Annotated in this window: 23 protein-coding genes; 10 read left to right on the top strand and 13 right to left on the bottom strand. The window is 60.1% G+C overall.

All coding sequences use genetic code 11. From position 1 onward, the window contains the following. Positions 1-15 precede the first annotated feature (15 nt). Positions 16-648, top strand: coding sequence for a Vgb family protein (locus ACZZ0D_RS13555; RefSeq protein ID WP_463553520.1), 633 nt, complete (start codon positions 16-18; stop codon positions 646-648). A gap of 121 nt (positions 649-769) precedes the next feature. Here ACZZ0D_RS13555 and ACZZ0D_RS13550 read toward each other — a convergent pair whose 3' ends face one another. Both ACZZ0D_RS13550 and ACZZ0D_RS13545 read right to left on the bottom strand, forming a co-directional pair. After that, positions 770-1,633 (bottom strand): CAP domain-containing protein, encoded by an 864-nt coding sequence (locus tag ACZZ0D_RS13550; RefSeq protein WP_212549179.1) that lies wholly within the window; start codon positions 1,631-1,633, stop codon positions 770-772. 215 nt (positions 1,634-1,848) lie between these two features. Beyond that, entirely contained in the window at positions 1,849-2,619 is a 771-nt protein-coding gene (locus ACZZ0D_RS13545) for an alpha/beta hydrolase (RefSeq protein WP_463553519.1), read from the bottom strand. Between the two features lie 112 nt (positions 2,620-2,731). Between ACZZ0D_RS13545 and ACZZ0D_RS13540 the strand changes: the two genes are divergently transcribed. Then, complete coding sequence (locus ACZZ0D_RS13540; protein ID WP_463553518.1) at positions 2,732-3,676, top strand: aldo/keto reductase; 945 nt, start codon at positions 2,732-2,734, stop codon at positions 3,674-3,676. A gap of 145 nt (positions 3,677-3,821) precedes the next feature. Here the strand turns inward: ACZZ0D_RS13540 and ACZZ0D_RS13535 are convergent, their stop codons facing one another. Continuing rightward, the gene (locus tag ACZZ0D_RS13535; protein ID WP_463553517.1) at positions 3,822-4,715 is read right to left on the bottom strand and encodes a LysR family transcriptional regulator; all 894 of its coding nucleotides are present in this window, start codon (positions 4,713-4,715) and stop codon (positions 3,822-3,824) included. A 98-nt stretch (positions 4,716-4,813) separates the two neighbouring features. On the opposite strand from ACZZ0D_RS13535, the gene ACZZ0D_RS13530 reads away from it, so the two are divergent. Next, positions 4,814-5,290 carry a (R)-mandelonitrile lyase gene (locus ACZZ0D_RS13530; protein WP_463553516.1) on the top strand — a complete coding sequence of 159 codons (477 nt, stop codon included), beginning with the start codon at positions 4,814-4,816 and terminating at the stop codon, positions 5,288-5,290. 112 nt (positions 5,291-5,402) lie between these two features. Here the strand turns inward: ACZZ0D_RS13530 and paoC are convergent, their stop codons facing one another. From paoC to paoA, 3 genes are read right to left on the bottom strand one after another with little or no spacing between them, the layout of a single operon-like run. Further along, positions 5,403-7,601: an aldehyde oxidoreductase molybdenum-binding subunit PaoC gene (paoC, locus tag ACZZ0D_RS13525; RefSeq protein WP_463553515.1), complete on the bottom strand. Its 2,199-nt coding sequence runs from the start codon at positions 7,599-7,601 to the stop codon at positions 5,403-5,405. Further along, positions 7,598-8,551 carry an FAD binding domain-containing protein gene (locus ACZZ0D_RS13520; RefSeq protein WP_463553514.1) on the bottom strand — a complete coding sequence of 318 codons (954 nt, stop codon included), beginning with the start codon at positions 8,549-8,551 and terminating at the stop codon, positions 7,598-7,600. The genes paoC and ACZZ0D_RS13520 overlap by 4 nt, the downstream gene beginning before the upstream one ends. After that, positions 8,548-9,171, bottom strand: a complete 624-nt coding sequence (paoA, locus tag ACZZ0D_RS13515) for an aldehyde dehydrogenase iron-sulfur subunit PaoA (RefSeq protein WP_463553513.1) — start codon at positions 9,169-9,171, stop codon at positions 8,548-8,550. Before paoA ends, ACZZ0D_RS13520 begins: the two co-directional genes overlap by 4 nt. A gap of 382 nt (positions 9,172-9,553) precedes the next feature. Here paoA and ACZZ0D_RS13510 point away from each other — a divergent pair, with 382 nt between their 5' ends. Next, positions 9,554-9,757 (top strand): hypothetical protein, encoded by a 204-nt coding sequence (locus ACZZ0D_RS13510; protein WP_463553512.1) that lies wholly within the window; start codon positions 9,554-9,556, stop codon positions 9,755-9,757. A 38-nt stretch (positions 9,758-9,795) separates the two neighbouring features. Here ACZZ0D_RS13510 and ACZZ0D_RS13505 read toward each other — a convergent pair whose 3' ends face one another. After that, a complete protein-coding gene (locus ACZZ0D_RS13505) occupies positions 9,796-10,068 on the bottom strand; it encodes a hypothetical protein (RefSeq protein ID WP_053119320.1) in 273 nt (90 codons plus the stop codon). 287 nt (positions 10,069-10,355) lie between these two features. Here ACZZ0D_RS13505 and ACZZ0D_RS13500 point away from each other — a divergent pair, with 287 nt between their 5' ends. Both ACZZ0D_RS13500 and ACZZ0D_RS13495 read left to right on the top strand, forming a co-directional pair. Continuing rightward, positions 10,356-11,438, top strand: a complete 1,083-nt coding sequence (locus ACZZ0D_RS13500) for a hypothetical protein (RefSeq protein WP_463553511.1) — start codon at positions 10,356-10,358, stop codon at positions 11,436-11,438. Positions 11,439-11,440: 2 nt separating this feature from the next. Continuing rightward, positions 11,441-11,794 carry a DUF1428 domain-containing protein gene (locus tag ACZZ0D_RS13495; RefSeq protein WP_053119325.1) on the top strand — a complete coding sequence of 118 codons (354 nt, stop codon included), beginning with the start codon at positions 11,441-11,443 and terminating at the stop codon, positions 11,792-11,794. Positions 11,795-11,910: 116 nt separating this feature from the next. Here the strand turns inward: ACZZ0D_RS13495 and ACZZ0D_RS13490 are convergent, their stop codons facing one another. Next, the gene (locus tag ACZZ0D_RS13490; RefSeq protein WP_401239026.1) at positions 11,911-12,105 is read right to left on the bottom strand and encodes a hypothetical protein; all 195 of its coding nucleotides are present in this window, start codon (positions 12,103-12,105) and stop codon (positions 11,911-11,913) included. Between the two features lie 107 nt (positions 12,106-12,212). On the opposite strand from ACZZ0D_RS13490, the gene thpR reads away from it, so the two are divergent. Then, on the top strand, positions 12,213-12,734 hold the full coding sequence (gene thpR / locus ACZZ0D_RS13485) for an RNA 2',3'-cyclic phosphodiesterase (protein ID WP_463553510.1): 522 nt from the start codon (positions 12,213-12,215) through the stop codon (positions 12,732-12,734). 254 nt (positions 12,735-12,988) lie between these two features. On the opposite strand, the gene ACZZ0D_RS13480 is transcribed toward thpR, so the two are convergent. The 5 genes from ACZZ0D_RS13480 to ACZZ0D_RS13460 form a co-directional block, all read right to left on the bottom strand. Next, positions 12,989-14,086, bottom strand: coding sequence for a polyamine ABC transporter substrate-binding protein (locus tag ACZZ0D_RS13480; RefSeq protein ID WP_159812438.1), 1,098 nt, complete (start codon positions 14,084-14,086; stop codon positions 12,989-12,991). 318 nt (positions 14,087-14,404) lie between these two features. Further along, positions 14,405-15,277, bottom strand: coding sequence for an ABC transporter permease subunit (locus tag ACZZ0D_RS13475; protein WP_008086901.1), 873 nt, complete (start codon positions 15,275-15,277; stop codon positions 14,405-14,407). Continuing rightward, on the bottom strand, positions 15,274-16,155 hold the full coding sequence (locus tag ACZZ0D_RS13470; RefSeq protein ID WP_163005261.1) for an ABC transporter permease subunit: 882 nt from the start codon (positions 16,153-16,155) through the stop codon (positions 15,274-15,276). Before ACZZ0D_RS13470 ends, ACZZ0D_RS13475 begins: the two co-directional genes overlap by 4 nt. Positions 16,156-16,184: 29 nt before the next feature. Beyond that, positions 16,185-17,327 (bottom strand): ABC transporter ATP-binding protein, encoded by a 1,143-nt coding sequence (locus tag ACZZ0D_RS13465; protein ID WP_053121089.1) that lies wholly within the window; start codon positions 17,325-17,327, stop codon positions 16,185-16,187. 365 nt (positions 17,328-17,692) lie between these two features. Beyond that, positions 17,693-18,454: a gamma-glutamyl-gamma-aminobutyrate hydrolase family protein gene (locus ACZZ0D_RS13460; protein WP_212545961.1), complete on the bottom strand. Its 762-nt coding sequence runs from the start codon at positions 18,452-18,454 to the stop codon at positions 17,693-17,695. A 282-nt stretch (positions 18,455-18,736) separates the two neighbouring features. Here ACZZ0D_RS13460 and ACZZ0D_RS13455 point away from each other — a divergent pair, with 282 nt between their 5' ends. The 3 genes from ACZZ0D_RS13455 to ACZZ0D_RS13445 all read left to right on the top strand — a co-directional run bounded on the left by ACZZ0D_RS13455 (position 18,737) and on the right by ACZZ0D_RS13445 (position 23,210). After that, positions 18,737-20,113 (top strand): glutamine synthetase family protein, encoded by a 1,377-nt coding sequence (locus ACZZ0D_RS13455; RefSeq protein WP_159812436.1) that lies wholly within the window; start codon positions 18,737-18,739, stop codon positions 20,111-20,113. A 269-nt stretch (positions 20,114-20,382) separates the two neighbouring features. Then, entirely contained in the window at positions 20,383-21,873 is a 1,491-nt protein-coding gene (locus ACZZ0D_RS13450; RefSeq protein WP_159812435.1) for an aldehyde dehydrogenase, read from the top strand. Positions 21,874-21,926: 53 nt separating this feature from the next. After that, entirely contained in the window at positions 21,927-23,210 is a 1,284-nt protein-coding gene (locus tag ACZZ0D_RS13445) for an NAD(P)/FAD-dependent oxidoreductase (RefSeq protein WP_463553509.1), read from the top strand. Positions 23,211-23,490: the final 280 nt, after the last annotated feature.

The following is a 23,490-nucleotide window of genomic DNA, read 5'->3' as shown; positions in this document are numbered from 1 at the left end:
CACGAGGAAGCCCCCATGAAACACGCAAACGCAGAAATCCTTCGCGAGTACGGCCCGTTCGAAGGGATCGACGGCATCCACGGCGTGACCTTCGACGGTCAGCAAGTCTGGTTCGCCAGCGACGGTCAGCTCAATGCGCTGGATCCGGCCAGCGGCGAAACCGTGCGCACGCTCAAGGTCGGCGCTGATGGCGGCACCGCGTTCGATGGCAAGCATTTGTTCCAGATCGCCGACCGCCATATCCATATGATCGACCCGGCCACCGGGCGCATCCTCAACACCATCGCCGCGCCCGGTGGTGGCAACGATTCCGGCATGGCCTGGGCCGAGGGTTCGTTATGGGTTGGTCAGTATCGCGACCGTAAAATCCATCAGATCAACCCGGAAACCGGCGAGATTTTGCGCACGCTGGAGTCGAACCGCTTTGTCACCGGCGTGACGTGGGTTGATGGCGCGCTGTGGCATGGCACGTGGGAAGGCGAGGAGAGCGAGTTGCGGCGGATCGACCCGGATAACGGCGCGGTGCTGGAAAGCCTGACGATGCCCGACGGGACTGGCGTGTCGGGGCTGGAGGCGGATGGCAAGTATCGGTTCTATTGTGGTGGCGGGAATAGCGGGCGGGTGCGGGCGGTGCGTCGGCCCAAATAAATTGAGGGTGGCTGATCTGGCCCCTTCGCGAGCAAGCCCGCTCCCACATTTTGGCCGGTGTACGCCGAACCATTGTGGGAGCGGGCTTGCTCGCGAAGAGGCCCGTCGAGTCAACGCAAAATCACGGTGCACCAAACAGCATCGTCCAGTAAACCCCTTCATCACTACGCGCCTCGCTGGCAAAACCCGCCCCCACTTGGGTAAACATCGGGTTCATCAAATTGGCGCAATGCCCCGGACTGGCCAGCCACCCGGCCATCGCCTTGCCCGGCGAACTCTGCCCGGCGGCAATGTTTTCACCTATCTGCCGTCCTCGATAACCCGCCGCTCTGGCGCGATCCGCCGGCAAATCACCGTCCGGATCACGATGCGCAAAATAATTGCCATAAGCCATGGCCTTACTGTGCCCTTGTGCAGCCGCGCCCAGCGCAGCGTTCCAGCTCAGCGGTCGGGCGGCAGCGAAGCGTTGGCGCCCGCACATCCGTGGCCGGGCGCGGGCGGCATTGACCTCGGCGAGCAGCGCTTTGCCGACGCTGCGGTTATCGCCGACACGGTTGTCGAGCACCGGCCGCGCCAGCACCACCTGCCATTCACTGCGCGAACGGCTGATGCCGATGTCGGCGTACTGACTGTCGAGCAATGCGCCGCAGTAGTGGTCTTGTAGCTGGTCGAAGGCTTCGTCGGCATCCTCGGCACCGACGATGCGGATGCTGCGCACCGTCACCGCTGCATATCCGGACGATTTCAGCGCCTCGCGCATGCCGCCGCCGTAGCCATAGCCGATGGGCAGCGCGAGATTATCTTTCAACGCCAGCGGAGCCAGGCGCTGCGCGGGGCGACGGTCGCAGCGTTGCGGGTGGGCGCGGTAGTCGTTGATGGCCGCGACCAGTTGGCGTTCGGCGCCGGCGTGGGCGGATTGAGCAAACAAAGGCGAAAGCAGCAGGCACAGCGAAACCAGACGAAGTGGGCGGGCGGTGTGGCGCATGGAGTGGACGGCTCAGGAGAGGAAAAAGCGGCGCGTGTAGGACTGGGCTTTTTGGACTTGGTTCAGGGTGGCAGGTGTGGTTTTTTTCTGGGGTATTGATGTGATTTGGCCGGCCCCTTCGCGAGCAAGCCCGCTCCCACACTGGTTTGGTGTACACCGGACAAAATGTGGGAGCGGGCTTGCTCGCGAAGAGGCCAGACCCGCCAACACAAATCTCAGCGATTCAACACATCCCCCATCCACCGCAAATACTCCCCCCGCTCGGAAATCGAGTTATGCCCCGAATCCGGCACCACCTTAAGCACCGCCACCCCCTCGGGAAAATTCCTCAATAGCCGCTCGGTACTGTCCCGCGCAATCACCTCGTCATCACTCGCCGCCAGCAACAACGTCGGCACGCGAATATGCGCCGCGTATTTGCCTGATTCATAACGATCCTTGAGCAACCACTTCACCGGCACCCACGGATATTGCTTCACGGCGACTTCTTCGAGGCTGTTGTACGGCGTCACCAGAATCAAATTCTGCACCGGCCGTTGACTGGCCAGACGCACTGCGACGCCCGAACCCAGACTGCGCCCGATCACCGCCACCTGCGGATGGCTGGCGTACACCTGATCAAACAGCGCCAGCGCATCCTCGGCAATTGCCTCCTCGGAAGGCTTGCCGCCGCTGCCGCCAAACCCTCGATAGTGCAGAAAGTACAGCGCGTAATCCGGGAATGCCGCGGCGAACTCCGGCAGATTGTGCGAGACATCCTCGGCATTGCCGCCGAAATAGATCAGCGCCCGCTGCCCGACACGCTCGCGGGTGGTCACCCAGACGTCGGCATCCGCCATCGATAATTTCAGCCGTGACTCCGCCGTCTCCACCGTGCCGGCCTGCGGAAAATAGATCAGCGAGCGCTGAAAAACGAACAGCGCCGCGCACAGCACCAGGTACACAGCGACGATCAATGCGACGAGTAACATCAGGGTTCGGGACATTCGGCTACTTTTAACGGGGTAAGGAAGTCGGCAGTCGCAGTGTAGTCCAGCGATTTCGCCAGACGGTCTGCGCACACAACATGCAACAGATTCACGCAGCAGGGGAACCAGCATGAGCCACACTGAGGGTTACTCCCGTCGCCGATTGCTCACGCTGGCTGCCGGGGTTTCGGCAGTCTTCACTTTTGATCGGGCGTTGGCCACTGCCGCGCCACCCGCGACTATCCGAGGCCAAACCATGCAGACCCGCGCCATCCCCTCCAGCTCCGAGTCATTGCCCCTGGTCGGTCTGGGCACGTATCGCGGTTTCGATGTGGCGCCGGGCGACCCGGCTTATCGGCAGCTGCCGGCGGTGCTCGATGAGCTGTTCACCAAGGGTGGCACGGTGATCGACAGCTCACCCATGTATGGCCGCGCCGAGCAGACCACCGGCGAACTGCTGTCGATCCATGAACCCCGCTCGCCGGCGTTTCTGGCGACCAAGGTGTGGGTACGCGGGCGCGAGGAAGGCATCGCGCAGATGGAGCAGTCGTTCAGCCTGCTGCGCACCGAACGCATCGACCTGATGCAGATCCACAACCTGCTCGACTGGCAAACCCACCTGCCGACCCTGCGCGAATGGAAAGAGCAGGGGCGCATCCGCTACATCGGCATCACTCATTACACGTCCTCGGCTTACGATGAAGTCGAAGCGGTACTTAAGGCTGAGCAACTGGATTTTCTGCAAATCAACTACGCCCTCGATGATCGGGGCGTGGAGAAACGTATCCTGCCGCTGTGCCGCGAGCGCGGGGTGGCGGTGATCTGCAATCGGCCGTTTGGTGGCGGTGCTTTGCTGGGCCGGCTCAAGGGCAAACCTTTGCCGGCGTGGGTGTCGGACGTCCAGGTCAACAGCTGGCCGCAACTGGCGCTGAAGTTTCTGCTGGCGCATCCGGCGGTGACCTGTGTGATTCCGGGGACGAGCAATCCGCGTTATATGGCCGACAACGTCAGGGCCGGATTCGGGCCGATGCTCACCGATGCGCAGCGGCATCAGTTGATTGCGTTGGTGGGTTAGTCCGTGGCGATATCCAGCTTGCGACGAATCTTGCAGGAGCCGAGCTTGCTCGCGAAAGCGGTGTATCAGTCAGCGAAAATATCGACTGATATGGCCTCTTCGCGAGCAAGCTCTGCTCCTACGGAAAACAGGTTGGCGGTTGGGGTCAGGGGCGATAGCGCAACGCCTCCAGCAATAGTGCAAATGCCGGTGCAGCCTGACGCCGGCTCGGGTAGTAGAGGTGATACCCGGCGAATGTCGGGCACCAATCCTCAAGCACTTGCTGCAAGCGACCATCGGCCAGATACGGCGCGACAATGTTCTCCGGGATGTAGCTCAAACCGAACCCATCCAGCGCCGCATCAAGCAACGGGTAGACGCCATTCAACGTAATTTGCCCGGATACTCGCACCTTCAGGCTTTCGCCATCCTTCTCGAACTCCCAGCTATAGAGCCCGCCGTTGGTGGGCAGGCGCAAGTTGTTGCAGCTGTGGTCGGTCAGGTCGCGCGGGGTTTGCGGGGTGGGGCAGCGGGCGAAATACGCGGGCGAGCCAACCACCGCCATGCGCATGTCCGGGCCGATGCGCGTGGCGATCATGCCTTGCGCAACGTCTTCGCCCAAACGAATGCCGGCGTCGAAGCCCTGGCCGGCGATGTCGACGAAACCATAATCACAGCTGACTTCGACAGCGATGTCGGGATATTTCGGCAGGAACTCCTTGAGTACCGGGCGCAGCAGCCAGTCCAGCGAATGGTCAGTGGCGTTGATGCGGATTTTGCCCGCCGGGGTTTCGCGCAAGTTGCTCAGGGCCGCCAGTTCCACTTCGATCTCTTCGAAGCGCGGGCCGATGGTTTGCAGCAGGTGCTCGCCGGCCTCGGTGGGCGAGACGCTGCGTGTGGTGCGCGTCAACAGGCGCAGGCCAAGGCGCGCCTCGAGGGCGCGAATGGTGTGGCTCAGCGCCGATTGCGAGACGCCGAGCTTGGCGGCAGCTTTGGTGAAGCTGCGTTCGCGGGCCACGGCGAGAAAGGCGAGCAGGTCGGCGGCGTTTTCCCGAAGCATTGATGAGTGTCTCGCATAAGTTTTTTCAAATTCTAGTCGATTATCTGAAGAGTGCGGGTCGGTAAAGTGATGGCATTGATTCTCTGGAGGAACTTGCCATGCACCCGATTGCTGCTTCTGCTCTGACCCTCTCCCTGTTGGCAGATGAAGTGCAGGCCAATGAAAATCCTCGCGTGAGCGTTACGCCCAACGGCTCACAACCTTCGGCCCGTGGCCCGGCGGATTGGTTCACCGGCACCGTGCGCGTTGATGCACCGTTCAAGGGGTCTGATGAAGCGCGGGTCAGTGGCGCGACGGTGACGTTCGAGCCGGGCGCGCGCACGGCGTGGCACACCCATCCACTGGGGCAGACATTGATCGTTACCGCCGGGGCGGGTTTCGTGCAGGAATGGGGACAACCGGTACGCGAGATTCGCCCGGGGGATACTGTATGGATTGCGCCGGGTGCTAAACATTGGCACGGGGCGGCGCCAACCACGGCGATGACGCATATCGCGATTGCGGAAGTGCTTGATGGCAAGGTGGTGGAGTGGATGGAACAGGTGAGCGCTGAGCAATACCCGCAGATCGACTGAGACTACCCCGTGATCCATGTAGGAGCTGCCGCAGGCTGCGATCTCTTGATCTTGCTTTTAAAAATCAAAGTCAAAAGATCGCAGCCTTCGGCAGCTCCTACAGGGATTTTTTTTAGATCATCTGGGGGAGTGAAGAGAGGATTTTATCCAGCGTAATCGGATACTCCCGCACCCGCGCCCCCGTGGCGTTATAGATCGCATTCGCCACTGCCGCGCTCACCCCGCAAATCCCCAACTCACCCACACCCTTGGCCTTCATCGGCGAAGAAATCGGATCGGTTTCATCAAGAAAAATCACCTCCTGATGGGGAATGTCGGCATGCACCGGCACTTCATATCCCGCCAGATCATGGTTGACGAAAAACCCGAGCTTCTTGTCGATCGACAGTTCTTCCATCAACGCCGCACCGACGCCCATGGTCATCGCGCCGATCACCTGACTGCGCGCCGCTTTCGGGTTAAGAATCCGTCCCGCCGCACACACCGCGAGCATGCGCCGCACGCGGATTTCGCCAGTCGCCGCGTCCACAGCCACCTCAACGAAATGCGCACCAAACGTCGACTGCTGATATTGCTTGGCAAGGTCGGCAAATTCGATGCTGTCCTCGGCCACCAACACGCCGTTTTGCGCAGCATTACGCAGCGGCACACGCTTGTCGCCGACGCGCACTTCACCGTCGACAAACTCAGCCTGATCCGCCGCCAACCCGAGCTTGCCCGCCACGGCCTCGCGCAGTTTCATGCACGCGGCATACACCCCGGAGGTCGAGCAGTTAGCGCCAAACTGTCCGCCAGAACCCGACGAAACCGGGAAACTCGAATCGCCCAGATGCACCGTTACATCCTTCAAACCCACGCCCATCATCTCGGCGGCTGTCTGCGCGATGATCGTGTAGCTGCCGGTGCCGATGTCGGTCATGTCGGTTTCCACGGTGACCTTGCCGTCGCGTTCCAGCTTCACCCGCGCGCCCGATTTGACCAGCAGGTTGTTACGGATCGCTGCCGCCACGCCCATGCCGATCAGCCAGCGACCTTCGCGGCGGGTGCCCGGCTGAGCATTGCGTTGGCTCCAGCCGAATTTATCGGCGCCGGTTTGCAGGCATTCGATCAAGCGTCGCTGGGAAAACGGCCGCTCGGTTTTCACCGGATCGACCTGAGTGTCGTTGAGGATGCGGAACTGGATCGGATCAAGTTTCAGCTGCTCGGCCATTTCGTCCATGGCGATTTCCAGCACCATCAGTCCGGGCGTTTCGCCGGGCGCGCGCATGGAATTGCCTTCGGGTAGATCAAGCGGCGCGAGGCGCATCGTGACCAGGCGATTTTCAGCAGCGTAGAGCAATTGACTCGGCTGCGCCGCGACCTCGACTTTGCCGTCCTCCAGGTTGCCCGACCAGCCTTCGTGGGCGATTGCCGTGAGTTTGCCGTCCGCCGTCGCACCCATGCGAATGCGCTGAATGGTGGCGGGGCGGTGGGTGGTGTTGTTGGCCATTTGCGGGCGGGCGAGGGCGACTTTTACCGGTCTGCCAGCCATCCGTGCGCCGAGTGCAGCGAGGATGGAGTCAGCGCGGATGAACAGTTTGCCGCCGAATCCGCCGCCAATGTACGGCGAAATCAGGCGGACTTTTTCCTTCGGCAAACCGAGGGTGGTGGCGATATCGTCGACGCTCCAGGCGATCATCTGATTGGACGTCCACAGCGTCAGCTCATCGCCTTTCCACGCGGCCAATGTGGCGTGCGGTTCCATCATTGCGTGGGACTGATCCGGCGTCGTGTAGGTCTGATCGAACTGCACCGGCGCGGCTTCGAACGCCTTGGCGAAATCACCGTGGCTGACGTCTGGCAACTCTTCTTTCGGCTCGACGCCTTTGTCGCGCACGCTGGCCAGATCGAACTCGCCAGTGGCCGCCACGTAATCAACCTTGACCATTTGCGCGGCGGCGCGCGCCTGTTCGAAAGTCTCCGCAACGACCAAGGCGACAGCCTGGTGATAGTGTTGAATTTCCGGCCCGGCGAGCAGGTGCGCGGCGTTGTATTTGCCCTTGCCGAGTTTGCCCGCGTTGGCGGCAGTGACGATTGCCAGCACGCCCGGTGCGGCTTTCGCGTCTTCAAGGTCGATGTTGTTGATCCGGCCCTTGGCAATGGCTGAGCCGACCATGAAGCCGTAAGCCTGATTGGCCACTGCCTCGTGTTGCTCGTAGGCATACGGCGCCTGACCGCTGGTTTTCAGCGGGCCTTCGACACGGTCGGTGGGTTTGCCGATGACCTTTAACTGGTCGATCGGGTTGGTGGTGGCGGGCGTGTCGAATTTCATGCTTGTTCCCTCGCTTGCGCCAACACCGAACCGAGCGTGCGCTCGACCAGGGTCAGTTTGAATTGGTTGTCGTGGGTCGGCGTCGCGCCATCGAGCAGGCGTGCGCTGACGGCTTTCGCGCCGTCGGGCAGCAGCGCTTCGGCGGCTTCGACGCGCCACGGTTTCGGCGCGATCCCGCCGACGGCGATACGGCCGCTGCCGTCCTTTTGCAGAATCAGACCGACCGAGACCAGCGCAAAGGCGTACGACGAGCGATCACGCACCTTGTGATAAATGTGCGTGCCGCCGACGGGTGCGGGCAGGGTCACGGCGGTGATGAATTCGCCGGGCGTCAGGCTGGTTTCAATGTTCGGCGTGTTGTCGGGCAACTGATGAAAATCGGCCATGGCGATGCTGCGGGTGCTGCCGTCGGGTTTCACCGTTTCGATCTGCGCATCGAGGGCGCGCATGGCGATGGCCATATCGCTCGGATGCGTGGCGATGCAGGCGTCGCTGACGCCGATGATCCCCAGTTGCCGACTGACCCCGCCAATCGCCGCGCAACCACTGCCGGGCTGGCGTTTGTTGCACGCCTGATTGGTGTCATAGAAGTATGGGCAACGGGTGCGTTGCAGCAGGTTGCCAGCAGTGGTCGCCATGTTGCGCAACTGGCCGGACGCGCCGGCGAGCAAGGCGCGGGAGAGCAAAGCGTAATCCTTGCGCACGCGTTGGTCGGCGGCCAGATCGGTGTTGCGCACCAGCGCGCCGATGCGCAAACCACCCTCGGGCGTGTCTTCGATCTGATCCAGGCCCAAGTGATTGACGTCGATCAGGTGCAGCGGGGTTTCGATGTCGAGCTTCATCAAGTCCAGCAGATTGGTGCCGCCGGCAATGAACTTGGCGCCTTCAATCTGCGCCGCTTGCGCAGCGGCAGCGGGGGAGTCGGCGCGGCTGTAATTGAACGGTCTCATGCCGGCACCTCCGCGACTTCAGTCATGGCTTCGATGATGTTTGAGTAAGCACCGCAGCGGCAGATGTTGCCGCTCATGCGCTCCTGAAATTCACTGGCGATCAGTTGCGGGGAATCCGTCAGGCTGGGGCTGACATGGCTGGGAATGCCATCGCGGATTTCTTTGATCACCGACACTGCCGAGCAGATTTGCCCGGGCGTGCAATAGCCGCACTGATAACCGTCGTGCTTGATGAACGCGGCTTGCATCGGGTGCAACTGGTCGGGCATACAAAGGCCTTCGATGGTGGTGATTTCACTGCCTTCGTGCATCACCGCCAAGGTCAGGCAAGAGTTGATTCGCCGCCCATCGGCAATCACCGTGCAGGCGCCGCACTGGCCGTGGTCGCAGCCTTTTTTGCTGCCGGTCAGGTGCAGGTGTTCGCGCAGGGCGTCGAGCAGGGTGGTGCGGTTGTCGACCTCCAGCGCCTGGGGTTTGCCGTTGACTTGAATCGTCACTTTGCTCATGGCGGGTTGCTCCAGGTTGGCCGCATAGGCCTTGAGGCTGATAAACGGGGGCATCGCGAAGGCTGTCGCGGTCACGGCGCCGAGGATTAAAAATCTGCGTCGGGAAATCGTCATGGTTCGATTCCTTGTCTCTCTCAATCAGGGCAGCGGGGTTGCGAATGGCCCAAACGGGCAGCCAGCGTGATCGCCGGTCTCGTTAAGGAGTGACCGCGGGGGGGAGGGAAAGGTTTTGTTGGATTTGCGGTGATGATCAATTCGGATTTTGCGGGGCTGTAGGGGCCTCTTCGCGAGCAAGCCCGCTCCCACAGGGGGAATGCATTTTAAATGTGGGGGTGGGCTTGGTCGCGAAGGGGTCGGCACGACAAACGGTCGATAGTGGCCACTGAATCAACACGGTTTTGTCCGGTCGTATCTGCGGCTGCGCGCACCGTGTCTTGAAGGCAAGGGCAGCGTGGCCGATTCCGTCGTCAAGACCTTGGTTTTAGGGAAGTGTTGAATGAAGCGCGCTACAACGATATTGCTGACCGTGAGCGCCGCCGTTTTGCTCGGTGGTTGTGTGGCGGATTTTGATGATGACCATCGCCATGGCCGGCACTACGACCGCGATCATGGCCGCGATTACGACCATGACCGGCGCTGGGACGATCGCGATGATCACCGCGACGGCCGTCGCTACTATCGTGATCGCGATGATGATTGATTGAATGAAAAAGGGCGTCCCGTGGGACGCCCTTGTTGTTAAAAGTGAGCGCTCGCCTGGACGCGGGATCGCGTAGGCACGGAGGCCTCGATGTCCAGCAAATGGGTGGCGAGAATGTCGCTCAGAAAGCGGAACTGATCGTTGATGCCGACCACTTCATTACTGAAGTGATTGATCGCGGCGGGCATCAGCAGATCTTCGAAAGCTTCGTTGAACACCAGCGCCTGTGTCTTGTGCGACACGTAGTGCTGGTCGTAGTAGTTGCTGCCGAACACCGGGAAACTCACGGAGAGTGTGATGGTGTGAATCATGATGTGAACTCCTCGTTGCGTCTCGGATGTGGCAATCGTGCCTTTGATGGGCGGTGGGCGGAAGGCAATCGTGGCGATGGTGGATATCGATGGCAGTGATGGTTGCGGTTTTGTGGTGAATTTGCTGGCCCCATCGCGAGCAGGCTCACTCCTACAATTTGAAATGCATTCCCCTGTAGGAGTGAGCCTGCTCGCGATAGCGTCCGTCTTGTTACAACCAGACCAACGGCCCATCCCCCGCACCTATACTCAAATCTGCCTCTTCCTGTTCAAAGGACTCCACCACCGTGAACCTGCGTGCGCTGCTCGTCGCCGCACTGTTTCTGCTGGCCGGCTGCGCCACGTCGGCCCGTGCCCCGGTGTCAGCGCCTAAAGCCGTGTTCGTCTCGCCTGCAACCTGGCAGCAGATCGACCGCGAGATCGTCAGCGCCTCCCAGCAGGCCACCGAGCAGGTCAAGCTGTTTGCCCGCGGTTCGATGGAACATTGGCGCATTCGCGTCTATGAGCAAACTGAAGAAAATTTCATCCCGTGGTTCAGCAGCTACTGGACGCAGGAATGGCTGTCGATGAAGGTCAGTTGGTACACCGTCAGTGCCGGTGGCGAACAGGACGCTTCCGCCAAACGCCTGGCGACGTATCTGCTTGAGCAGTATCAGAAAAAAGTGCTGGCGCCAGTGGCGGTGGAGGTCGACCCGGACGCGATTCTCGGTCAGGCCACGGCGTTCTATGCGCAGTTGATGGCCCAGCAGATGCCGCTCATCGCCCAGCGTCATGGCGTGCCGGTTGCTCAGCTCAATGGGCGGTTGCAGAAGATTCCGGCGATCGCGCTCGGCCCTCCGCCAGCGCGCGATGCTTCGTTGTATCAAGTCATCAGCAGCGAACCGCTGAACACGCTGCCGGCGTATGCCGCGCTCATCGACAAGATCCATACCGACGGCGGCGCCAAGGGGATTGCCTCGACGGACGCCGGCATGGCGCCGGTGGCCAAACGCGCGAGCCAGCGCATGGAAGCGGAGATGGCCCCGCGCGGAGCTGCCAGCGCCGTGGCAGCCGCCGCCGGTAAATTGGCCGGTGGCCTGATTTCGGTGGGTGTCGCGGGGATCCGCGCGATCATTCAGGCCAACGATCGCCCCGACAGCGAAGCGTTGATCCGCAACAGTCTCGGCAGCACCTTTGATAAGGCCTGGCTGAAACTGGTGCAGAACCCGACGACCGGCGTCATGGCCGGCACGCTGCACATGGCCGGTCAGGTCGAACGCAATCTGGGTGCGCGGGAGGAACCGTCGGTCGGCTTGGGCGTGAACCGTGTCGAATGGCAGCCGCCGGATTCGACTACTCAGCAGATCGAACCCAACGTACAAGGAGAATGATCATGGCTTACATCGATATTTTCGTGGCGCCTGTGCCGACTGCCAATCGTGAACAGTACAAACAACACTGCGTGATCGCGGCAAAACTGTTCAAGGAATACGGCGCGCTGAGCGTGGCTGAATGCTGGGGCGATGACGTGCCGGACGGCAAGCTCACGTCGTTTCCTATGGCGGTGAAACTCAAAGAAGGCGAAACCGTGGTGTCTGGCTGGCTGATCTGGCCGGACAAAGCCACCCGCGATGCCGGCATGGCAAAAATGATGGAAGACCCGCGCATGCAACCCGACGTCAACCCGATGCCGTTTGATGGGCAGCGCATGATCTACGGCGGCTTCCAATACCTCCTTGAACCGTAAAACGAACACAAATCCCCTGTGGGAGCGGGCTTGCTCGCGAAAGCGGTGTGTCATTCACAATGGTTTCATCTGACAGATCGCCTTCGCGAGCAAGCCCGCTCCCACAGGTTTTGTGTTCACTCGGGTGAGGGAGTGATTCGGCAGCTTTTGCGCTGGCGAATTTCTTCGTCGCTTGGCCGTTCGCGGACAAATTCGAAGCGCGGTTCACCCTCGCTGTAATGCACCAGCCAGCCCCATTCCAGTTCATTTTCGTCCTGCCCAGGATTCGGCGGTCGGGCCCACCATGGCTCTTTGCTGAGGATCTCGCGCATGGCGGCCTCCGGTTGATGGCAATCCTTGAACTATAGCTGCCTGTCGCGAGTCGTCAGTTCAGGCTGTGTAGAATCCGGCGGATTACGATCAACAGGGGAGCAGGGCCATGACCGATGAAGCGAAGCGACTGTTTTTCGCCCTCGACTGCCCGCCGGTACAGCGCAAGGCGATTGCTCAGTGGCGCGGCGAGTTGGGGTTGCGCACCGGCAAACCGGTGCCGGCCGATAACTTTCACCTGACGCTGTTGTTTCTCGGTGCGGTGCCGTTGGCGCAGATCAATGAAGTTTGCCAAGCCGCCAGCAAAGTGCGCACGCCGGGGGAGGCGTTGAGGATTTCACTGGATCGCTTGCAGGTCTGGCATCGTCCGGGCGTGTTGTCGCTGGCGCCTGAGCAGGCACCGCAGGCGTTGTTGCGCTTGGTCTATGCGTTGGAACAGGCGATGTTGCCTTTCGGTTTTGAAGAGACGCCCCGCGAGTTTCGCCCGCACCTGACGTTGGCCCGCGACTACCGCGCGCCGGAGCCGGAAGCCGCTACGCCACCGGAGTTCTTTCTGCGTGCTGAACGCTTTGCCTTGTTTGAATCGCACAAGGGCCGTTATCGCATGCTGCAAGACTGGCCGCTGACCTGACGCGACAAAAAAGGCGCCCGAAGGCGCCTGAGAATTCACCTGAGCCGAGGGAGCCAGGTGAGGCCGTTCATAGAGAGGTTGCAGCGGTGGTAAGGCGCTGCGCGAACGGGAAATCATTAATTCTTTCTGTCATAACACCGAACCACTGTGGGAGCGGGCTTGCTCGCGAATGCGTCAGGCCAGTCGATTCATTTGTGGCTGATACACCGCTTTCGCGAGCAAGCCCGCTCCCACATTTTGGATTTGCGCTGGGGTTATTTACCGAGCTTCACCCGGGTCCAGCCGCGCGTCATGATCCGCTGCGTGGCAATCGGTTGATCCGGCACGGCGTACAACGTCGCCATCACCGCGTCTGTCGGGTACGAGCCCGGGTCGTTGCGGATCGCTTCATCCACCAGTGGCGTGGCCGCCGCGTTGGCGTTGCTGTAGCCGATGCTGTTGGTGACTTCGGCGATGATGTCCGGGCGCATCAGGAAATTCATGAACAGGTAGGCGTTGTCGACGTTGCTGGCATCGCGCGGAATCGCGACCATGTCGTAGAAGCTGCCGGCGCCTTCCTTCGGAATGCTGTAATCGATCACCACGTTGTTGCCCGATTCCACGGCGCGGGCCTTGGCCTGCAGCACGTCACCGGAGTAACCGACCGCCACGCAAATGTTGCCGTTGGCCAGATCGGAGATGTATTTCGAAGAATGGAAATACGCCACATACGGACGGATTTTCATGAACAGCGCTTCGGCTTCGGCGATGTGCGCGGTGTCCTTGTCGTTCACCGGGTAGCCCAGGTAGTGCAGGGCGGCCGGGAGCATTTCGGTCGGCGAATCGAGGAAGCTGATGCCGCAGGCTTTGAGCTTTTCAGCGTTTTCCGGTTTGAACAGCAAGTCCCAAGAGTTGGTCGGGGCGTTGGCGCCGAGCACTTCCTTGACCTTGGCCGGGTTGAAACCGATGCCGATCGAGCCCCACATGTACGGGAACGCATGAGCGTTGTCCGGATCACTGGCGGCAGCGTTTTTCAGCAGCACTGGGTTGAGATTTTTCCAGTTCGGCAGCTTCGATTTGTCCAGCGTCTGATAGACGCCAGCCTTGATCTGCTTGGCCAGGAAACTGTTGGACGGCACGACGATGTCGTAACCGGATTTGCCCGCCAGCAAGCGCGCCTCAAGGGTCTCGTTGCTGTCGAAGACGTCATAGGTCACACGGATGCCGGTTTCGTCTTCGAATTTCTTGACGGTGTCCGGCGCGATGTAATCGGACCAGTTGTAAACACGCAGCACCTTGTCGTTGGCCTGGGCGCCCATGACGATTGCGCCCATTAAGGACAGTGTCAGCAGAGTCCTGCCAAACATTTTCATCGGTACAACTCCATTCTTTTTATTCACGTTACGCAAAGCCCCCTCATCCGACTGACCGAGGGGCTGACTACATTTTTGTAGGAGCTGCGGCACGCTGCGATCTTTTGATTTTGTTTTTCAAGATCAACAGATCGCAGCGTTCCGCAGCTCCTACAGAATTACGGCTGTACATGGAACTATGTGGCGAGGGGATTTATCCCCGCTCGGCTGCGAAGCAGTCGCAAAACCTGAATACAGAGTTTTCAGGTAGAACTGCTGGGGCCGCTTCGCAGCCCAACGGGGATAAATCCCCTCGCCACAGTTGTTCATCAGTGTTGCTTAGGCAGTCGCCGTTGCCGGCTGTTGCCACGACTCATTCGCGGTCTGATCCATTGCTTCCTGAATCGCACGCTTGCGGTTGGCTTCTGCCTTGCGGCCGAAGTACCAGACGAGGAAGGTCACCAGCGACACCGCCAGCAGAATCAGGCTCGCCACCGCGTTGATCTCAGGTTTCACGCCCAGACGCACGGCCGAGAACACTTCCATCGGCAAGGTCGTCGAACCCGGCCCGGAGACGAAGCTCGCCAACACCAGGTCATCCAGCGACAGGGCGAACGACATCATCCCGCCCGCCGCCAGCGACGGCGCGATCATCGGGATGGTGATCAGGAAAAACACCTTGAACGGCTTCGCACCGAGATCCATCGCCGCTTCTTCGATCGACAGATCCAGCTCGCGAAGGCGGGCGGAGACTACCACTGCCACATAAGCGGCACAAAACGTGGTGTGGGCGATCCAGATGGTGACGATGCCACGCTCCTGCGGCCAGCCGATCAACTGCGCCATGGCCACGAACAGCAGCAACAGTGACAGACCGGTGATCACTTCAGGCATCACCAACGGCGCGGTGACCAGGCCACCGAATAGAGTGCGGCCCTTGAAGCGAGTTACACGGGTCAGCACGAATGCCGCCAATGTGCCCAATGCCACCGCAGCAATCGCGGTGTAGCAGGCGATTTCCAGCGAGCGCACCACCGAGCCCATCAGTTGCGTGTTGTCGAGCAAACCGACGTACCACTTCACCGACCAGCCACCCCACACCGTCACCAGTTTGGAAGCGTTGAACGAGTAGATCACCAGAATCAGCATCGGCAGATAAATGAACATCAGGCCGAAGATCAACATGAACTTGGAAAAACCGAAGCGTTTCATCCCCGTGCCTCCATCTCTTTGGCCTGGCTGCGGTTGAACAGCAGAATCGGCACAATCAGGATCAACAGCATCACCACCGCCAGGGCAGACGCCACCGGCCAGTCGCGGTTATTGAAGAACTCTTGCCACAGCACGCGACCGATCATCAGCGTCTCCGGGCCACCCAGCAGTTCTGGGATCACGAACTCACCAACCACCGGAATGAATACCAGCATGCAACCGGCGATGATGCCGTTCTTGGCCAGCGGCACGGTGATTTTCCAGAAGTTGTTGAAGTTGCTCGAACCCAGATCCGACGCGGCTTCCAGCAGGCTGCCGTCGTGCTTGACGAGGTTGGCGTACAGCGGCAACACCATGAACGGCAGGTAGGCGTAAACCACGCCTATATAGACGGCGGTGTTGGTGTTGAGGATCTCGATCGGGTGATCGGTGAGCCCCGTCCACATCAGAAACGCGTTGAGCAGGCCGTTGTTGCTGAGGATGCCCATCCACGCATAAACGCGGATCAGGATCGCGGTCCAGGTTGGCATCATGATCAACAGCAGCAGGACGTTTTGCGTTTCCTTGCCGGTCTTGGTGATCGCGTAGGCCATCGGGAAACCGATCAGCAGGCACATCATCGTGCTCAGCGCGGCGACTTTCAGCGAACCGAGGTAGGCCGACAGGTACAGCTCGTCTTCGCCGAGCATGGTGTAGTTGCCGATGTTCAGCAGCAGCTGGAATTTCTGTTCGGCGTAGGTGTAGATCTCCGAGTACGGAGGGATCGACAGCGCGGCTTCCGAGAAGCTGATCTTCATCACCAGAAAGAACGGCAGCATGAAGAACAGGAACAGCCAGATGAACGGAATACCGATCACCAGTTTTCGTCCGCTGGGCACCAGGCGCAGGAATTGCTGATTGAAGGTTCTCATGAGCGCAGTACCACGCCGCTGTCGTCTTCCCACCAGACGTAGACTTTGTCGTCCCAGGTCGGACGCGCGCCACGGCGTTCGGCGTTGGCCATGAACGACTGGACGATTTTGCCGCCCGGCAGTTCGACGTAGAACACCGAGTGACCGCCGAGGTAAGCGATGTCATGCACTTTGCCTTCGGACCAGTTGTAGCGGAACTCCGGTTTAGTGGTGCTGACCAGCATTTTTTCTGGGCGGATCGCGTAGGTGATCGATTTGTCCTGCACTGAAGTGCTGACGCCGTGACCGACGTAAATTTTCTGCTGCAAGTCCGGGCTGTGAATGATCGCGTGACCTTCAAGGTCTTCCACCACGGTGCCGTCGAAGGCGTTCACGTTGCCGATGAACTCGCAAACCATGCGGCTGACCGGTGCTTCGTAGATGTCGATCGGGCTGCCGATCTGCGCGATCCAGCCCAGGTGCATGATGGCGATGCGCTCAGCCATGGTCATCGCTTCTTCCTGGTCGTGAGTCACCATCACGCAGGTCACGCCAACACGCTCGATGATCTGCACCAGCTCCAGTTGCATCTGCGAACGCAGCTTTTTATCCAGCGCACCCATCGGTTCGTCGAGCAGCAACAGCTTCGGACGTTTGGCCAGCGAGCGGGCGAGGGCGACGCGTTGACGCTGACCGCCGGACAACTGATGCGGTTTGCGTTTGGCGTATTGGGTCATGTGCACGAGGCGCAGCATTTCATCGACGCGGGCATCGATTTCACTGGCCGGCAAACGATCCTGCTTCAGGCCGAAGGCGATGTTCTGCGCGACGGTCATGTGTGGGAACAGCGCATAGGACTGGAACATCATGTTGATCGGCCGCTCGTACGGCGGCATGTCAGTGATGTCCACGCCGTCGAGCAGAATCCGCCCTTCAGTCGGCCGTTCGAAACCGGCGAGCATGCGCAGCAGGGTCGATTTGCCCGAACCGGAGCCGCCGAGCAGGGCGAAGATTTCGCCCTGATGGATCTCCAGGGACACATCGTCCACTGCCGTGGTTTCGTCGAACTTCTTGGTGACACGATCGACTTTCACCAGAACCTTTTTCGGTTGCTGATGACCTTCAAGTGCCTTCCGGTAAGTGCTGGAGGCGTTTGCCATGTGAAACTCCCAACAGGTTTCGTTCGCTCAGCCAACGTGGCCGGGCTTAAGTGGATTGCAAGCCTGCAGGTGCATTTCCGGTCGGATCACATCCCCCTGTGGGAGCGGGCTTGCTCGCGAAAGCGTCGTGTCAGTCGACATCGTTGCTGGCTGACACGACGCTTTCGCGAGCAAGCCCGCTCCCACAGGGTTTTGCGTTGATCCGGCGGTCTTGCTCCTGCCATCCGGCTTGTTCGGCGCCGCCGTCCTGGCTGCCTGGGTCGTACTTGTTGTTATTACAGGTGTTGCTGTTCACGAATGACGGATGTGCGCAGGCACACCCGACGTTCGTGGGGGCAGTAAATCGTGGTGATCTTTGGCTCGTGTCAGCGTTGGTTGCGCTGCGCCGCCCGTTGCCGGCAAGCCGCGCCGAATGCCTGGAAAATCTTCAGGTAGTTCGGGTTGTCCAGCACCTGCCATTCCGGATGCCATTGCACGCCGAGGGCAAAGGTCGGGCTGTCGGCGACCGAGATCGCTTCGATCAAACCGTCCGGTGCCACGGCTTCGGCACGCAGGCCGGGCGCGAGGCGGTCGATGCCCTGGCTGTGAATCGAATTGACCTGAAACTCACCCGGCAACTCGAGCGCTTCGAACACGCCACCGCCCAATACCGTCACGGCATGCGCCGGCGCGTACTGCACGGCGAGTTCCGGGCTGTCGGCTTCGCGGTGATCAAGCATGCCCGGCAGCTCATGCACCTTTTGGTGCAGGCTGCCACCGAACGCGACGTTCATTTCCTGGAAGCCACGGCAGATGCCGAGCACCGGAACGCCCGCCGCGATGGCTGCACGTAATAAAGGAAGGGTCGTGGCATCCCGCGCCGGATCGTGATCCGTGCCGGGTGCGCTGGCCGGGCCTTGATAGTGGAAAGGTTCCACGTTGGAGGGCGAGCCGGTCAGCAACAGACCGTCGAGTTGACCGAGCAGGTCATCGATTTCAGTCAGGTTGCCAAGGGAAGGAATGACCACTGGCAACCCGTTGGCGCCAACGCTGACAGCACGTAAGTACTTGTCACCGCTGATGTGATAGGGGTGCAGGCCAATCTGTTTGACGCACGCTGTAACGCCGATCAATGGCTTGAATGCCATTTTTATTCACCTCGAAGTTTGACACTTGAACGAGCTTTTCCGGAGCTTATCCGCGTTTATTTTAATTAACAACTGCCATGTAAAAAATTCTAAACGCCGTTCATCAAATCTTCATGAATCTAGGGGCTTTGGCGACTGTGTTGGCACGAGAGTGTTAATAAAAGCCCTAAAAATAAACCCTTGGAGGCCAGCTGTTCGCTATTGACTTCACTTTGCCTTTCGGATTGACTGGCTGCGCAACACGGTAGTGAACATAATAATTAACAGCTAAATAGGTGCATCATGTCGGTCCCTCTGCGTACCGTTCAACTCAACGAAGCAAACGCATTCCTTAAGAAATATCCTGAGGTTTTGTACGTCGACCTTCTGATTGCGGATATGAACGGTGTGGTGCGCGGCAAGCGCATCGAACGCACCAGTCTTCATAAGGTTTACGAGAAAGGCATCAACCTGCCGGCCTCGCTTTTCGCCCTCGACATCAATGGCTCCACGGTGGAAAGCACCGGCCTGGGTCTGGACATCGGTGATGCTGACCGCATCTGCTATCCGATCCCTGGCACCCTGAGCATCGAGCCTTGGCAAAAGCGCCCGACCGCACAACTGTTAATGACCATGCACGAACTGGAAGGCCAGCCGTTCTTCGCTGACCCGCGTGAAGTGTTGGCCAACGTCGTGCGCAAGTTCGACGAAATGGGCCTGACCATCTGCGCCGCGTTCGAACTCGAGTTTTATCTGATCGACCAGGACAACGTGAACGGCCGTCCGCAGTCGCCACGTTCGCCAGTCTCCGGCAAGCGTCCGGTATCGACTCAGGTTTACTTGATCGACGATCTCGACGAATACGTCGACTGCCTGCAAGACATCCTCGAAGGCGCGAAAGAGCAGGGCATTCCGGCGGACGCCATCGTCAAGGAAAGCGCCCCGGCGCAGTTCGAAGTCAACCTGCATCACGTCTCCGATCCGATCAAGGCGTGCGACTACGCCGTCCTGCTCAAGCGTCTGGTGAAGAACATCGCCTACGACCACGAGATGGACACCACCTTCATGGCCAAGCCGTATCCGGGCCAGGCGGGCAACGGTCTGCACGTACACATTTCGATCCTGGACAAAGAAGGCAACAACATCTTCGCCAGCGAGGATCCCGAGCAGAACGCCGCGCTGCGTCACGCGATCGGCGGTGTGCTGGAGACCCTGCCTGCGCAAATGGCTTTCCTCTGCCCGAACGTCAACTCTTACCGCCGCTTTGGCGCGCAGTTCTACGTACCGAACTCGCCAAGCTGGGGCATCGACAACCGCACCGTGGCCGTGCGCGTACCGACCGGTTCACCGGACTCCGTGCGCATCGAGCACCGTGTTGCCGGTGCCGACGCCAACCCGTACTTGCTGATGGCGTCTGTCCTGGCCGGTATTCATCACGGTCTGACCAACAAGATCGAGCCGGGCGCGCCGGTTGAAGGCAACAGCTACGAGCAGAACGAACAGAGCCTGCCGAACAACCTGCGCGACGCATTGCGCGAGCTGGACGACAGCGAAGTCATGGCCAAGTACATCGACCCGCTGTACATCGACGTCTTCGTCGCGTGCAAGGAAAGCGAACTGGCCGAGTTCGAAAACTCGATCTCTGACCTTGAGTACAACTGGTATCTGCATACGGTTTGATTGGCTGAGGCCCTCGAAAGCTGAAGAGCCCCTCACCCTAACCCTCTCCCAAAGGGAGAGGGGACTGACCGAGTTGTCTTGAGATATTCAGCGACCTGAACGATCCAGCCGATTATGGATTCGGCAAAGATTTTTCAGGTCGGCGGAGATTCTGAGCATCCCCCAATCAGTCCCCTCTCCCCTCGGGAGAGGGCTAGGGTGAGGGCAGCCATCTCAAGCCAGGCACAGTAACCCGACACCCCCAAATTCCCCCTTGTCGAGCCACAACAATGACAACTACCCGCAACGACTGGGAACAACGCTTCCAGTCTCTGACCATCGAGTCCCGCGCGTTCATCAACGGTGAATATCGCCCGGCGATCAGCGGCGACACCTTCGAATGCTTGAGCCCTGTTGATGGCCGTTTTCTCGCCTCCGTGGCCAGCACCGATGAAGCCGACGCCAACCTCGCCGTTGAAGTCGCGCGTCAGTCTTTCGAGTCCGGCGTGTGGGCGCACAAAGCCCCGGCCGAGCGCAAACGCATCCTGATCCGCTTCGCCGATCTGATCCTGCAGAACCAGGAAGAACTGGCGCTGCTGGAAACCCTCGACATGGGTAAACCGATCAGCGATTCGATGAGCATCGACATCCCGGCGACCGCCAACGCGATCCGCTGGAGCGCCGAAGCCATCGACAAAATTTACGACGAAGTGGCCGCCACCCCGCACGACCAACTCGGCCTGATCACCCGCGAGCCGTCCGGCGTGGTTGCCGCGATCGTGCCGTGGAACTTCCCGTTGATCATGGCCAGCTGGAAATTCGCCCCGGCGCTGGCAGCGGGTAACTCGTTCATTCTGAAACCTTCGGAAAAGTCGCCACTGACGGCGATCCGCATCGCGCAACTGGCGCTGGATGCCGGCATTCCGAAAGGCGTGTTCAACGTGCTGCCAGGCTTCGGCCACACCGTCGGCAAAGCGTTGGCGTTGCACATGGACGTCGACGTGCTGGCCTTCACCGGCTCCACGGCGATTGCCAAGCAACTGATGATTTATGCCGGCCAAAGCAACATGAAACGCGTCTGGCTCGAAGCAGGGGGCAAGAGCCCGAACGTGGTGTTTGCCGACGCACCGGATTTGCGCGCGGCAGCACAAGCAGCGGCCGGCGCCATTGCGTTCAACCAGGGCGAAGTCTGCACCGCGGGTTCGCGCCTGCTGGTCGAGCGTTCGATCCGCGAGCAATTCATTCCGCTGCTGGTGGAAGCACTGCAAGCGTGGAAACCGGGGCACGCCCTCGATCCAGCCACCACCGTCGGCGCCGTGGTCGATCAGCGTCAACTCGACAACGTGCTGCGCTACATCAGCATCGGTCGCGAGCAGGGCGCCGAGCTGATTGCCGGCGGCCAGCGCACCCTCGAAGAAACCGGTGGCCTGTACGTGCAGCCGGCGCTGTTCGACGGCGTGACCAACGCGATGACCATCGCTCAGGAAGAAATCTTCGGCCCGGTACTGTCGCTGATCACCTTCGACACCGTTGAAGAAGCGCTGCAGATCGCCAACGACAGCATCTTCGGCCTCGCCGCCGGCGTCTGGACCAGCAATCTGAGCAAGGCGCACACCTTCGCACGCGGCTTGCGTGCCGGCAGCGTCTGGGTCAACCAGTACGACGGCGGCGACATGACCGCACCGTTCGGTGGCTTCAAACAGTCGGGCAACGGTCGCGATAAATCGCTGCACGCGTTCGACAAGTACACCGAGCTGAAAGCGACCTGGATCAAGCTCTAACTCTTTTACCGCGGCGGTCGCCGGCAGTGATCGGCGACCTTCGGAGAACAAACATGAAACAGCAACACGTCAACAGCTACTACGCCGCCACCCGCAACGAAGTCATCGATTTTCCGATTCTCGAAGAAGCGGTGGACTGCGATGTTTGCATCATCGGCGCCGGCTACACCGGCCTGTCCTCGGCGCTGTTCCTGACCGAAGCCGGCTATAAAGTGACGGTACTCGAAGCGGCGAAAGTCGGCTACGGCGCCAGCGGTCGCAACGGTGGCCAACTGGTCAACTCTTACAGCCGCGACGTCGACGTGATCGAAGCGCGCTATGGCGACAAGACCGCAGAAATCCTCGGCAGCATGATTTTCGAAGGCGCCGACATCATTCGTTCGCGCATCAAGGATTACGACATCAAATGCGACTATCGTCCGGGCGGCATCTTCGCAGCGATGAACAAGAAACAACTCAACGGTCTGGCCGAGCAAAAGCGCGGCTGGGAACGTTACGGCAACAACAACCTGAAGATGCTCGACGCGGCTGAGATTCGTCGCGAAGTCGGTTCCGATGCTTACGTTGGCGGCTTGCTCGACATGCAGGGCGGCCACGTTCACCCGTTGAACCTAGCACTCGGTGAAGCAGCAGCCATCGTGCGTCTGGGCGGCAAGATCTACGAGCAGTCGGCTGCCGTGGAAATCAAATACGGCGAGCCGAATGTTATCCGTACTGCCAAAGGCCAAGTGCGCGCCAAGTATCTGTTGATCGCTGGCAACGCTTACCTGCCGCAAGGTCTGGACAACCGCGTGACCGCGAAAAGCATGCCGTGCGGCTCGCAGATCGTTGTCACCGAACCGTTGACTGAAAAGCAGGCGCGCAGCCTGATCACCAACAATTATTGCGTCGAAGACTGCAATTACCTGTTGGATTACTACCGCCTGACTGCCGACAATCGCCTGTTGTACGGCGGCGGCGTGGTCTACGGCGCGCGTGAACCGGACGACATCGAACAACTGATCCGTCCGAAGATCCTCAAGACCTTCCCGCAGCTCAAAGACGTCAAAATCGACTACCGCTGGACCGGCAACTTCCTGCTGACCATGTCGCGCATGCCGCAATTCGGTCGCATCGAGAAAAACGCCTATTACATGCAAGGCTACAGCGGTCACGGCGTGACCTGCTCGCACCTCGCCGGCAAGCTGATCTCGGAAATGATCCGTGGCGATGCCGAGCGTTTCGATGCGTTCGCCTCGTTGCCGCACATGCCAATGCTCGGCGGCCGCACGTTCTCCGCGCCGTTGACCGCTCTTGGCGCCGTGTACTACTCGCTGCGCGACCGTTTCGGCCTCTAAAGTTACCTCCCCGGCGACGGTCGCCAAGACCGCGCCGGTTTTTATTCTCGTATCATCTGGTACTGATACAGCAGAGATCCAATTGTGGGAGCGGGCTTGCTCGCGAAGAGGCCATTTCAGCCAATACAGATGTCGCCTGACACATCGCATTCGCGAGCAAGCCCGCTCCCACATTTGCTGTATTTTCAAGGCGAGAAGGACTTTTGCCCCACCGTCCATCGAACCTGCTGAGCAACACCACCAAACGTGATTTAATAGCCGCCTTTCACGGTTCCGGGAC

It is taken from the genome of Pseudomonas sp. AC193 (genome assembly GCF_979258075.1).
The sequence above is the reverse complement of the archived record's forward strand: the minus strand, read 5'-3'. Positions and strand labels throughout refer to the sequence as shown.

What these genes read in the sequence shown, in the direction of transcription:
- ACZZ0D_RS13540 (WP_463553518.1), top strand. Translation starts at nt 2,732, where the DNA reads ATGAGCCACACTGAGGGTTACTCCCGTCGCCGATTGCTCACGCTGGCT.
- ACZZ0D_RS13460 (WP_212545961.1), bottom strand. Translation starts at nt 18,454, where the DNA reads ATGGCATTCAAGCCATTGATCGGCGTTACAGCGTGCGTCAAACAGATT.
- ACZZ0D_RS13445 (WP_463553509.1), top strand. Translation starts at nt 21,927, where the DNA reads ATGAAACAGCAACACGTCAACAGCTACTACGCCGCCACCCGCAACGAA.
- ACZZ0D_RS13490 (WP_401239026.1), bottom strand. Translation starts at nt 12,105, where the DNA reads ATGCGCGAGATCCTCAGCAAAGAGCCATGGTGGGCCCGACCGCCGAAT.
- ACZZ0D_RS13545 (WP_463553519.1), bottom strand. Translation starts at nt 2,619, where the DNA reads ATGTCCCGAACCCTGATGTTACTCGTCGCATTGATCGTCGCTGTGTAC.
- ACZZ0D_RS13510 (WP_463553512.1), top strand. Translation starts at nt 9,554, where the DNA reads ATGAAGCGCGCTACAACGATATTGCTGACCGTGAGCGCCGCCGTTTTG.
- ACZZ0D_RS13450 (WP_159812435.1), top strand. Translation starts at nt 20,383, where the DNA reads ATGACAACTACCCGCAACGACTGGGAACAACGCTTCCAGTCTCTGACC.
- paoA (WP_463553513.1), bottom strand. Translation starts at nt 9,171, where the DNA reads ATGACGATTTCCCGACGCAGATTTTTAATCCTCGGCGCCGTGACCGCG.
- ACZZ0D_RS13505 (WP_053119320.1), bottom strand. Translation starts at nt 10,068, where the DNA reads ATGATTCACACCATCACACTCTCCGTGAGTTTCCCGGTGTTCGGCAGC.
- ACZZ0D_RS13465 (WP_053121089.1), bottom strand. Translation starts at nt 17,327, where the DNA reads ATGGCAAACGCCTCCAGCACTTACCGGAAGGCACTTGAAGGTCATCAG.
- ACZZ0D_RS13475 (WP_008086901.1), bottom strand. Translation starts at nt 15,277, where the DNA reads ATGAAACGCTTCGGTTTTTCCAAGTTCATGTTGATCTTCGGCCTGATG.
- ACZZ0D_RS13535 (WP_463553517.1), bottom strand. Translation starts at nt 4,715, where the DNA reads ATGCTTCGGGAAAACGCCGCCGACCTGCTCGCCTTTCTCGCCGTGGCC.
- ACZZ0D_RS13455 (WP_159812436.1), top strand. Translation starts at nt 18,737, where the DNA reads ATGTCGGTCCCTCTGCGTACCGTTCAACTCAACGAAGCAAACGCATTC.
- paoC (WP_463553515.1), bottom strand. Translation starts at nt 7,601, where the DNA reads ATGAAATTCGACACGCCCGCCACCACCAACCCGATCGACCAGTTAAAG.
- ACZZ0D_RS13520 (WP_463553514.1), bottom strand. Translation starts at nt 8,551, where the DNA reads ATGAGACCGTTCAATTACAGCCGCGCCGACTCCCCCGCTGCCGCTGCG.
- thpR (WP_463553510.1), top strand. Translation starts at nt 12,213, where the DNA reads ATGACCGATGAAGCGAAGCGACTGTTTTTCGCCCTCGACTGCCCGCCG.
- ACZZ0D_RS13480 (WP_159812438.1), bottom strand. Translation starts at nt 14,086, where the DNA reads ATGAAAATGTTTGGCAGGACTCTGCTGACACTGTCCTTAATGGGCGCA.
- ACZZ0D_RS13555 (WP_463553520.1), top strand. Translation starts at nt 16, where the DNA reads ATGAAACACGCAAACGCAGAAATCCTTCGCGAGTACGGCCCGTTCGAA.
- ACZZ0D_RS13550 (WP_212549179.1), bottom strand. Translation starts at nt 1,633, where the DNA reads ATGCGCCACACCGCCCGCCCACTTCGTCTGGTTTCGCTGTGCCTGCTG.
- ACZZ0D_RS13530 (WP_463553516.1), top strand. Translation starts at nt 4,814, where the DNA reads ATGCACCCGATTGCTGCTTCTGCTCTGACCCTCTCCCTGTTGGCAGAT.
- ACZZ0D_RS13495 (WP_053119325.1), top strand. Translation starts at nt 11,441, where the DNA reads ATGGCTTACATCGATATTTTCGTGGCGCCTGTGCCGACTGCCAATCGT.